The sequence below is a fragment of the Mageeibacillus indolicus UPII9-5 genome, from assembly GCF_000025225.2.
Taxonomy (GTDB): domain Bacteria; phylum Bacillota; class Clostridia; order Saccharofermentanales; family Fastidiosipilaceae; genus Mageeibacillus; species Mageeibacillus indolicus.
In genome coordinates this window covers 192,469-204,291 of sequence record NC_013895.2, presented here as the reverse complement: position 1 = coordinate 204,291, position 11,823 = coordinate 192,469, and the positions used below count along the sequence as shown (strand labels likewise).

The 11,823-nt window shown below is 45.8% G+C and carries 9 protein-coding genes; all 9 read right to left on the bottom strand.

The annotated features are described in order from the left end of the window. Position 1: 1 nt before the first annotated feature. Positions 2-583, bottom strand: a complete 582-nt coding sequence (locus HMPREF0868_RS00875) for an RnfABCDGE type electron transport complex subunit G (RefSeq protein WP_012992822.1) — start codon at positions 581-583, stop codon at positions 2-4. Between the two features lie 10 nt (positions 584-593). Further along, positions 594-1,631 (bottom strand): RnfABCDGE type electron transport complex subunit D, encoded by a 1,038-nt coding sequence (locus HMPREF0868_RS00870; RefSeq protein WP_012992821.1) that lies wholly within the window; start codon positions 1,629-1,631, stop codon positions 594-596. Positions 1,632-1,634: 3 nt separating this feature from the next. After that, on the bottom strand, positions 1,635-2,984 hold the full coding sequence (gene rsxC, locus HMPREF0868_RS00865; protein WP_012992820.1) for an electron transport complex subunit RsxC: 1,350 nt from the start codon (positions 2,982-2,984) through the stop codon (positions 1,635-1,637). A 642-nt stretch (positions 2,985-3,626) separates the two neighbouring features. Next, positions 3,627-5,510: a hypothetical protein gene (locus HMPREF0868_RS00860; RefSeq protein ID WP_012992819.1), complete on the bottom strand. Its 1,884-nt coding sequence runs from the start codon at positions 5,508-5,510 to the stop codon at positions 3,627-3,629. Between the two features lie 402 nt (positions 5,511-5,912). Next, a complete protein-coding gene (gene hslO / locus HMPREF0868_RS00855; RefSeq protein ID WP_012992818.1) occupies positions 5,913-6,881 on the bottom strand; it encodes an Hsp33 family molecular chaperone HslO in 969 nt (322 codons plus the stop codon). A 150-nt stretch (positions 6,882-7,031) separates the two neighbouring features. Further along, on the bottom strand, positions 7,032-7,892 hold the full coding sequence (locus tag HMPREF0868_RS00850; RefSeq protein ID WP_012992817.1) for a class I SAM-dependent methyltransferase: 861 nt from the start codon (positions 7,890-7,892) through the stop codon (positions 7,032-7,034). Then, positions 7,879-9,282 (bottom strand): S41 family peptidase, encoded by a 1,404-nt coding sequence (locus tag HMPREF0868_RS00845; RefSeq protein WP_012992816.1) that lies wholly within the window; start codon positions 9,280-9,282, stop codon positions 7,879-7,881. Before HMPREF0868_RS00845 ends, HMPREF0868_RS00850 begins: the two co-directional genes overlap by 14 nt. 161 nt (positions 9,283-9,443) lie before the next feature. Continuing rightward, positions 9,444-10,799 carry a murein hydrolase activator EnvC family protein gene (locus HMPREF0868_RS08740; RefSeq protein ID WP_012992815.1) on the bottom strand — a complete coding sequence of 452 codons (1,356 nt, stop codon included), beginning with the start codon at positions 10,797-10,799 and terminating at the stop codon, positions 9,444-9,446. 125 nt (positions 10,800-10,924) lie between these two features. Then, positions 10,925-11,818, bottom strand: coding sequence for a permease-like cell division protein FtsX (ftsX, locus tag HMPREF0868_RS00835; protein ID WP_012992814.1), 894 nt, complete (start codon positions 11,816-11,818; stop codon positions 10,925-10,927). Positions 11,819-11,823 lie beyond the last annotated feature (5 nt).

The following is an 11,823-nucleotide window of genomic DNA, read 5'->3' as shown; positions in this document are numbered from 1 at the left end:
ATTACTTAGCCTCCTTTCCGTTAACCAACGCAAAAAGATCCATCGCGGTATTGACACTTTTCGTAACTGCTTTACTGGTTATTGTCGCAGCGGAAATCGCTTGAATCTCATCATCCTTGCTTGCGCCGTCTTTGACTACGTGCAGTTTAGATTTCTTTCCCTTGTATTGGTCGATGAACTCCGGTTTGGAAGCATTCATACCAAGGCCGGCCGTTTCCTGCATTTCCAAAATCTGAGCTCCGGCAATTGAGCCGTCAGCTTTTATAGCAGTTAAAACAACCACAGGACCACCATAGCCGTTAGTCTGAGTATTAAAAACGTAGCCTATAGTTTTTCCACCGGCTTTACCCACTTGGACTTCGTATTTTTTACCGTTAAGTTCTGTCGTCTGCGCAGTAAACTCTTCAACTTCCGGCAGCATTTCTTTGTAAATGCGCTCGGCAGTGGCCTTGGTGTTGGCGGCAATAACCGGTTCAGTAGCTTGGTTGGTCACAGCTAGCAGGAAGGTAGTAATCAGGCACACCACAAAAAGACAGATTGTCGGCTGAAGGATTGCTTTAGCTACAGGATTCATTTTTAGCATATCATTCACCTCATTTCGTGGCGGCGGCCTTTTTGGCGTCGCGCTTTTTTACTTTAATTACCCCGAACGGTAACGGGATCGTTATTCCGTTGATGTACGGGACGAATAAATTCATAATTACAATGCTGTAGGCCGTCGCTTCCGGCATGCCGCCGAAATAACGAATAGTAGCGGTCAAAAAGCCGCAGCCCAAAGCAAAAATTGTTTTTCCTTTCGGCGTAACCGGTGAAGTTGTGTAGTCGGTAGCCATAAAAATAGCACCCAAAAACAATCCGCCGCTCAGCAATGAAGTTATGGCGTACATTATATTTCCGCTGTAAAGCAGAGCGAGCACGAAGGTTGAAGCAACATAAATTACCGGAATGATCCAAGTAATGACTCCGCGCCACAGCAAATAGATCAAGCCAATGAGAAGGCAGATTATAGATACTTCACCGATGCTTCCGGTGTGCAGACCAAGTATTGCGCCTTTCCAATTTACCAGGTTAGCTTGTGAAATATCGTTCAGATGGCCCTCCATAACAAGGCCTTTCATAATCTGCATAGGAGAAGCGGAGGAAACGGCATCACCGGCCGTAAATCCGGCCGCCACTGCCGCCGCCGATTGTGACAACTTAGGTACTCCAGCCACAGCTTTGGCGAACGACACCGACAAAGCAATACGGCCGATCAATGCCGGATTGACGAAATTCATACCGATGCCGCCGAAAAATTGTTTGGCAATTACAATCGCCACGAAATCCCCGACGACAACCATGTATAGTGGCATGTTGGCTGGCAGACAAAACGCTAGCAGAACGCCGGTAACCGCTGCACTTAAATCGCCGATTGTCCCGGGTCGTTTCATTATGCGGCGGCTCAACCATTCAAAGAAAACACAAGCAACTACCGAGACTGCTGTCATCAATAATGCGCTGAATCCGTACAGCCAAACGGCGTATATCAATGCCGGAACCATCGCTATCAAAACATCGCCCATTAATCTTGTCGTAGTGACCGGACTGTGAAGGTGGGGCGAAACTGAAACATTCAAAAATTTTTCTTCCATGGCTTATCGCTTTCCCTTCTTAATAAAGTCTTTACTCAATTTCATGTACTGTACCAGCGGAATATGTGCAGGGCACTCATAAGCGCAACTGCCGCATTCGATGCAGTTCATCACGCCGGTCGCCGACAACGCAGCATATTTTTGGAATTTAACCGTATCCATAATCCGTTTGGGTAAGAGATTCATCGGGCAATGTTGTGAGCAACGTCCGCAGCGAATGCAATCGGTTTCCGGGCCGTTGTTAACCATGCGTTCTGAGAAAAATAATAAGCCATTGTTATTTTTTAAGATTGGTTGGTCGAGGGATGAAATGGCGAGTCCCATCATCGGCCCACCCATTAAAATTTTGGACGGTTCACCGGTTAGTCCACCGCAAAATTCTACGATATCTTTAATCGGGGTACCAATTACCGCACGAATATTTTGCGGATGCGCAATTATATCTCCGTCAACGGTGATATTTTTGGCTACCAACGGGTGGCCGGTTCGTAAATAATCACCGACAAAGGCAACTGACGTCACATTCATGACAACGCAACCGACATTGGCAGGTAACCCCCCAGCCGGAACCCGTCGTCCGGTTGCAGCATAAATAAGCGTTTTTTCTGCGCCTTGTGGGTAGCGTGAGGGCAAAGCCATAATTTCCACATCAGCGTTTATTGCATCACCGGCCTCGCTGCGCAATGCTTGCAAGAGTTTGGTTACCGCATCTTTTTTGTTGTCCTCCGTGCCAATGACAACGCGGGGAATATCAAGATATTTGGTTACAGCCGCTATACCGGCCAAAAGGTTATCGGTATTGTCGAGCATAGCACGATAGTCAACCGTAAGATAAGGCTCACATTCCGCTGCATTAATGACCAAAATTTCAAACGGGTGGTCCTTGGGTGCGCGTAATTTAACATGGGTCGGGAATCCGGCTCCACCTAGGCCTACTAGCCCCGATTGTTGTATGGCCGCTATAAATTCATCGCGGCATGTAACAGTCGGAGGAGTTATTGTTTCATCCCACACATCTTCTCCGTCACAGTCTATGGTGACAGCCGTCATTCTTGCTCCGGTAGCACCCACAAACGGGCCAACTGCTTTAACTTTACCTGAGGTTGAAGCATGAATCGGTGCCGATACAAAGGCTTCCGATGTCCCTATCACCTGTCCTTTTTTTACCTGATCACCGGGTTTTACGATCGGTACACAGGGCGCACCGATATGTTGCCCCATAGGAATTATCACTTGTTTCGGAATGGGCATTTCCACTACCGATAAGTTTTTCGTTCCCTTGGCATGGCTCGGTTTAACACCGCCATGAAAACGCTTCAAACCCGAGGCCTGAGTTCTCAAAAATGGACTCATATTCTGCCTCCTTCATTCGTTTGTTTCCGTATTTTTTTATAAATCTTGTTTCAAGCTTAATTTTACAAACATACGTGGTTCATTGCAACAAATTCGGCTAAATTCGCCTAAGCTAACTCTTGTAAACCGCGTTCTTTTTGTACAGTTTGCACAAGCTAACATTATCAATAAATTTTGCTTCGCTTATCTCAATACCTTCATTCGGATCTTTTCTTCGCGAAAAATGTGATTAATATCACTATCTTGTCCAATATTTGCTTTTAATCAAACTCGGCTGAAATATATATCCGGACTTTGAACTTTTTATATTGGTGCAAAGCGACAAATTACAGCTAAAAAATTAACATATCTTTTAAAAATTAGTCGATTTTAACTTCTGCAGGTGAGGGGGATGAATTGAGTTGAGAAATTGTTCCATCATATTGATCTTAGCAATTCGAGTTCGTTCGGTGTTGTGATTTACTCTACAGCCGCAGCCATTATGCAGCCGCATTAACAGCCACTCTCACTCTCAGGGGAGTTCGTGCTCTCAGTTTCTATTACTAAAAGTAAACGACCCGACTTAATGTCAGGCCGTTTGCCGTTTTTACTCTATCTGTGTTTTCATCCATGTTGTCAGGCGATTACGCGGAATAGATAAATTTAAATGCCAAAATCAGATAAACCGCAAATTGTTGCGACCACACCGATCAATGAACTTAATATTGTTGCTGCTTCAGCATTACCCCTATCAATTTGACTGCAGGCAGAAGTAGAAGGAACATCATCTCTCGCAATTGTGAGGCATTCCTCGGTCTCTGGAAGGAATTTTATTTCACCGGCTTTTTCCCCTGCGTAATAACCTAGACCGAAGTAGCCAGCACCGCCTTTAGTGCCATCATTTTCTTTGTCATCGTCTTTAACCGAGGGCATAGATAAGCTTTGGCCCTTAACATAGGAAATATCCAAATCGGATGTATTGGTTGAATTAGTATTCACCGCCTTAAATCTAATTCTAGCGTTGCCTTGTAAATCTGTTAGAACTCGTACCAATTTCAATGTGCCATCGTCGCCGTTCAAATGAAAAACAGCGGGTACATAACCGTCAAATTTGCGTAATTCATTAACTTTCAAACTGACTTCACTACCGGTAACAAAGACTTTCGCGTCCTCGATAATATTATCATTTGCATCCTTAAACGGCTCTTGTAATAACGGAGATACGGCATTCTTCGCCGGTTTGAGATAACGAATTTTCAAAGTGATCTTTTTTGTTTGGTCAAGATCAACCTCAGCCAAATTATTCATTTTTAAGGTTAAATCATTTTTCATTTGAGTTGCTTCAGCCATACTTGTATAGACAGCCCGGCCTAAAAGTAAATCTTCCGCCAGTGCAATTTGGTCAAGGAATTCCGTACGTCCGGGCTCACTAAACCCTTTACCTGCAGCCGGCATTTTAGCAATAGCCGCAATGTAGGTAGCCTTCAGTTCACGCAAATCGGTCGGCACATAGTCTTCTGTCTGCAAAGCGGCCATAGCGTTAGTTAAATTAGTAGCGGTCTGCTTGAAATCGCGATGAGTCGTAGCCGGATCGGCATGGTGAGGTACAAGAATCGTTTTTAAGTCAGGGGTGTTCAGCAGTTTAACCGCCTCAGCATATGCAGTCATAAATGGTTCGAAAGTAGCCTTAGTAAAGCGCTTGTTTTTCTTACCGTTTTGATCAATTTTGCTTTTGGCGTCTACGGCCAATTTTCGTAATGGCTCACGGTGGAACGGCTTAGGCATTATAGCCGCAAAAGTTTCATTTAATTCTTGAAGTAATTGGTCGATTACATGCTGTTTTATTATTTCTCCGTCACGGACTTTTTGAATCATCGTCTCGACCTCACCGCGCTTAGCTTCATATGCCGCAATTGTGGTCTCATCCATTTCAATACCAGCAGTCTTGGCCGCCTCATAGTCGTTAATATGTTCCACATTGGCTTTATCCAAAGCATCAACATTTGGGCGTTCTGGTACCAAGTCCAGCTTGACAGTAAACTTTTCACCGTTCAAGCATAATTCAACTTCATTGCCTCGAACAGGTACACTGTCATTATCCAGCCTAAAAACTTGCCATTTTTGCGGATCATCACCGGAATTTGCTTTTTCCCATTTCAACGTGGCATTTATACCTGAATTATAGAGTAGATAACATCTTTCATTGGGAAGTAGGTAGGAACTGTCAAATTTTGTTATCCCAATGTCGGCTGCATGGTAGGGATCGCCAATTTTTCCGTAAATTATTAAGTCTTTAGGACTGTATTTATTGCCGTCAGATATCGTTTGAGCCCAAACAGTGAAGTTAAATTTGCCAGCCTGATGTGTGAATTCCTGCGGCACCCCATCCTTCTGAATCGATTCGAACGTCACTTGATCAGCTTCAATAGCGTCGACTGTTGTAATATCTCCCCGGATTACCACCAAGCTCGCTGCTGCTAGTGTAAGTAGCCCTATACCGACAGCTAGTGTCCGGCTGAAAATAGAGCAGATCTTTTTTAATAACATGTTACCCTCCTAGATTTAAGTCTACTTGCAAGCGTCAGTAGTCAAAATTCAAGTCTATCAAGCCTGTGTCCACGGCTTAAACCGCTAATTCTGGCCAGCACCAAACATCTTAGGCTTAAACTTAGGCTTAGTATCTTTCCTGACGCAAACACGTCAAACTAATTATTGGCATATTATACAGAAAAAATTAGCCGCAGTAAACTCACCTTTGCTTTGGTATTAACACTAAATTTATTCAGTTTTATAACAGCTTTAGTTGCTTTGCATATGGAAACGAAATGCTGGCAAAATTTAGATAAGGTGAAGTATAGCCTCACACAAAGAATACGTGGAAATGGATGCAATGGGGCGAGAGAAGCAAGAAAACGTGGAAGCTGGAAGCTGAGTCAAGTGGAAAAGTTGTCAGCGAGATAGCAGACCGGAGATTTCCGCCTGAGCAAAGTGATATTTTTTCCCACAGAAGTGGCAGCAAAGCTCAATGCCGGCCGGGTCGGCAGCAAGGGACTGTAATTCACTACGACCTAAAGTGAGCAGGTTCCGTTCCATCCGGGCCTGATTGCACGGACAATGATAACTGATCGGGCGACAGTCTAAGTAGGTAAGCTCAGGATCACCCATGAACAAATCAATTATTTGAGCCGGGCTGAAGCCTTCCTCCAGCAAAAAGGTTATCTCCGGAAAACCTCCCCCAGCACGTTTTTCAATATATTCCAAGTCTTCTTCCGTATGTCCGGGCATCAGCTGAACCAACAAGCCACCGGCATAACTTACCCCTCGGTCATTCATCTTTACGCCTAAAGCGAGAACACCGGGGATTTGCTCCGAGGTCAATAAATAATACGCAAAATCTTCGGCAATTTCTCCGGTAAGAAGTTCTACTGTACCAACATATGGTTCACGCAGCCCAAGATCTTTAATAACCGTCAATTCACCTTTTCCAACAGCTGCTCCGACGGCCAGCTTGCCGGGGCGGATTTCGGCCGTGCTAACATGGGGATTTTTCACAACTCCGCGCACGCGTGAATGGCAATCGGCAACCATTGTCATCCCTTGAACCGGGCCGTTACAGCGTAAAATACTGGTTATCGTGGATGTTTCATCTTTTAAGTCAGCCGCCAAAAGTTGCGTTGCCATGGCCATTCGTCCGGCGGCAGCGGCCATTAAAGGGGATAAATCATGGATAGCGACCAATTTACTTACGGTTCCTTCTGCTCGCAGAGCGGCTAATTTCACATGGCCGCCTCGTGCCGTGGCCCGCACCAAATGATCTCCGGATATTGTCACATCGGCAGCTGTCAGCACTTGGTGGCTGTCTTCTGCGTCAACAGTCAGTTTTTGTAGTTTATTCTGATTATCTTCGTATGGATTCATATCTCCTACCTCTTCGGCTTGCCGCCTTGCATGTGCTTTACGCGCTATAAATTTTATGAGTTCTATTTAGCGTTATAAGTTCTATAAGTGCAAAAGTGTTAAAGTGTTGTAAAAGTTATGCCGTTAAATATTGCGTATATTGGGCAGCTCTTATACCGTATCACTGCGTTCCGCCACACATAAGCGTCGACCGTCTTGACCGATAGGGCGATCTGCCAACACCTGCCAGCCATTTGCCTGAAGCTCTTGACTTAAAATATCAGCCGCCAACGCCCATTCCTCAATCCGTGTAGTAAAACGCTCATAACCTCCGTCCGATTTGCGGCGAAAAAGATCAATCGTAGCGACATTATACCCGGAAACATAATCGTTTTGCCAACCCAAATAATGCTTGGGGGAAGTATCGACATAAACTTGGTTGAGGAAATTTTGTCGCATATAAGAGTCAGTGATATAGTCAAAAATCAAACAGCCGTGCGGGCGAACCGCCGTATGCAAACCATGCCAAAACGAATTGCGCTTCGTTACCGACAAATGATTAACCGTGTCGAGCCAACAAACCGCGCCATCAAACGAGGCCTCCGGCATAGCCAAATCTGCCAGATCGGCGCAATAAAAGGCATAGTGTCTGGCCTTTAGCCGAGCGTCAATGTCGTCTTCCTCCGGCATGCCACCGTATTTTTTCAGCCAAGTCTCATCTTCGAAAGCAAACGCTTTGGCTTCCGCTATAGCCAGCTGTTCCATGCTTATATCCACTCCACTGACCGCATAGTCGGCTGCCAACAAAGCTAAGGTAACTCGCCCACTACCGCAACCGCAGTCCAAGATTCGGCAGCGACGGCCGTCAAGTTCGCATGGAATCCGCTCTTTAATTTCTGCTAAAGCAATGTTCACAAGCTCGGCATCATTTCCACCTTGAAAGGCGTCATAGAACTCGCTCAAAACATCATAAGCCGACCTGTTGTTATTATTATTTCCCTTTGACCTATTGTTATTGTTATTTTCCTTCATGCAAATATTTGATCGCTCTCGCCAATTGGCTATCTTCCGCTAAAGTCAAAGTTTCAACGTTTTTGCGTTGTGCTTCAGGAGCCAGAGTAACTTCGATATCCGGTCTCAGCCCCACCCCGTCCAAACTCTCGCCTTTGGGCAGAATATATTGAAATGTTGTTATATTTAATGCTGAGCCGTCCGGCAAAACATGGGTTTGGGTAGCCACGCCTTTACCGTATGTTTGCGTCCCGATCAATTTGGCTCGACCGCGATCACGCAATGCCCCGGAAAAAAACTCGGAGGCACTGGCGGAATTGCCGTTCAGGAGTATCGCAAATTTTACTGTAGATGGAATCATCGCTCCTTTATTAGTCTTCCATTCCGTCTGATAGGCTCGGCCGTGATAACGCCCCCTGATAGTGGCGATCGGCCCTTCCTCCATAATTGCATCAAGGGCTTTGCTCATCGCTTCGGCATCTCCACCGGGGTTGTTGCGCAAATCAAGTACGATCTTTTCTGCTCCTTCTTGCACCACTTTTTTTAAAGCCGGAATAAACTGTTCCGCCATGGTTTCGGTAAACTCACGCACACGGATATAGCCCATTTTGGTATTAAATGTATCAGCGGTCGGCAAAATTTTTGCCATAACTTCAACTGTTTTAACTTTGCCGCGTACAACCTTAAAAGTTATATTTTTCGCTTGAGAAGGTCGCCGCATTTCAAGCTCAACAGTTGTACCTTCCTTGCCGCGCACGGTAAGAGCTAAAGCAGTCACATCAGCAAATTCTTGCACCGATTTGCCGTTAACCCGAACAAAAATATCACCGATTTGCAATCCTGCTTTGGCCGCCGGGGAGTCCGGAACGAGATCAGCTATGCTAAGTTCTTTATTCGGTGCTTGCGAGACAGTCGCGCCAATGCCGCAATATTCACCACTTATGGACTGCCGGAAATCTTCATTTTCCTGCTTCGTCATATAACGAGTGAATTTGCTGCCTAAGTTACTCGGCAAACCGGCATAAACTGCTTCAAACAACTGTTCATCTTTTAGCGGCAAGTAGTAGTTATTTTGCAAAAGTGACCATATACGACCCAATTTGGCAACGGCAGCCGGATTGCGGCTGACCACGGCTTGGAAGCCGGTGTTCTCACGGTGGTGAACATAGCCGAAAAACAATAATCCACCAACTATCTCCAAAAGTAAAATCGCTGCTAAAATTATTGCCACGGGGCGGCTACCCCAAGTTAAATATCTGCGTTCGGTTTTGGATTTGGCCTTAAGTTCTGTTTTATCTTTTCTCTCAGCCGTTGTCTCAGCTGCTGCTTCAGCCGTTGTCTCAGCTGCCGCTTCAGCTGTTGTTCTGACTTTTTTGCCTGCATCATGCTCAGAATCAGGAATTTTTGCCATCTGCCGCTCTCCAATCTGAAACCACCGGCTGAAAATTATATTAATAATCACTTCCGGTGGTCTACAATTTAAATAAATATTTAATCCACATCTTGCTACTTACATTGGTTGCTGTCGCATTGCCGCCAATTGTTGCCGCGGCTCACCATGTCGCCTAACACTCAGCCACCTAAGTACAGCATCGGATCAATCGTGTTACGAATACCACGTTTCGGATTCTTCTCGTCATATACCTCGAAATGCAGGTGCGGCCCGGTCGACATTCCGGTTGACCCACAATACCCGATGACCTGTCCCTTAGCCACATGCTGTCCCGGCGAAACAGCAGTGTTCAGCAAATGCCAATAACCGGTACCCAGACCACCGCCGTGGCTGATTTGGACATAGTTTGCATCCGGTGCCGTCATACGTCCGGGATAGGGACAATGAACCGTCATGACTACCCCTTCCCACGCCGCCACCACCGGGGTGCCGGCTACATTCGGCCCGGAAAAATCGGTGCCGGTGTGCATGTAACCGTTTGCGGTATCAAAGCCCAACGCTCGGTAACCGTATGGCGAAGAAATTTGACGCCCGGCCGGCAAGGGCCAAACGGCATTACTTCCAGCCGGATTCAACAAAGAAATCTGCCCCTTATATTTTGACAAGGCCGCCTGATAAGCCTGAAACGCCGCTTCTTTTTGTTGGAGATCCTTTTGCACGTCCTGCAGCTCCATAGTTCGGTTTTGCAAAAGTCCGGAAAGCTGGCCGGCCTGATCTTTCGCCACGCTGATACCTTCTTGCAGCTTTTCGATTTCCGCCACTTTTTCTTTAAGGAAAGCATTGAATTCGTCTCGAGTCTTGGTGGCAACTTCCGTGGCAGCTCGTTTGAGATCTTCAGCATACTGCAGGTCATCAATAATGTTGCGGTCCGACTTGGCGATTGCCCCGATCATGCGGATGTTGCTGAAAAATCCTTCTATGCCGTTGGAAGCCAATAAAATCTCATAAGGCGATTTTTGCTTAAAATAAAACATAGCAGCCACGCGTTGCTGGTATTCTTCTCTTTTGGCAACCAAACGCTTTTCGGCCTCAAGTTGCTCGTTTTGACGTTGCAGCAATGTCGTTTCTGCTTCCTTTATTTGCGTTTCCAGACGGGCTTTGTCTTCCCGCAATTCATCATTTTCCAGTTCCAAATCGTGCAGCTTTCGATTTATCCCGGCCGACTGTTGTTTAATATCCGCAATGGCCGCTTCCGTATCCTTAACTTTTTTCCGTGCCGCCTCTATGGCTCCCGCCATTTCCTTGCTTTTGGTCGCCGTATCTATAGCAGTCATAGTTTGAGGCCCGGAGGTCAATATCAGTGCAGTCATAACCGCACCCACCAGCAGACGCATGACAGTACGCCTTTTGGCGAGCATTCCCGAAATCACACCTGCTTTGCCGAACGCACGGCCTACTTTGCCGGACACGTAGTCAGCTCCATCCGTGCCACATCTGGCCTTTTTCCCGAATTTATGCCCAATTCCGTTTATCATAATTCAATCTGTCCACCTTTACATCTGCCGTCCCGGCGCCCTTTTACTGCTCCCGGTTCGGCGCTTAATCTCAAATCCAAGCACGCTGACCGCTTCAATCGCCTCAATTGATTTGAAGTTCAAGACTAAACTTTGACGTGACGCCGTACCGACATAATACTGCCGAACATGCCGACAAACATTCCGATCGCCGCCGTTATCACCATAATTTTCCAAGCTACCAAGTCAACCTTCAATAACGCATATATACTGTTGACATCTGTGTTGGCCATTAGCTTTATATAAATCGCTTCATAAGCAAAGTATAGAATTATCCAACTTATAATCGCCCCAAACAAACCGGTAATCGCACCCTCCAATACGTAAGGAATACGAATGTAAGCGTTGGTTGCACCGATATATTTCATAATTTCGATTTCTGTACCACGCGAAAAAACCGAAATTCTTACCATATTGGAGATGATAAAGAAAGCTACGATGAACAACACCAAAAACACAGCCAAACTTCCGATATTTACCCAACGGTTGGCCTTAATCAAGGTATCACCTATAGTCTGACTGTAGTCAATTCTTTCCACCCCGGGAACACCTTCGATCTGCGCCTTAAAGCCATTGATTTCTTCTGGACTTTTCAGCTTAACGACTACCGAGGCCGGAATAAGACTGCTGTCGAAATAATCGAGTGAAGAGGCATCCTTGCCCATACTTTCTTTAAACTTGCGGAAATTTTCATCTGAAGTGTTCTTTGTATAACTCAAAGTTCCCTTGTAATTTTCTACCGCCTGCACCAAAGTATTCATCGTCTGCTCATCTGCGCCAGGCTTCAAAAAGACTTCTACCGGCGGCTCCTGGCTAATACGGTGAACCAAACTATTAATATTCAGCGAGAAAAGCGCGAAAGCCCCGATCAACGTCAGCATGAGCGTCATCGTGGTCACCGAGGCCAAAGTCAGCAAAGGATGGCTGAAGATATTGTGCAAACTTTCTTTGATTGAATGGAAAAAAACCCGAATTTTCATATTGC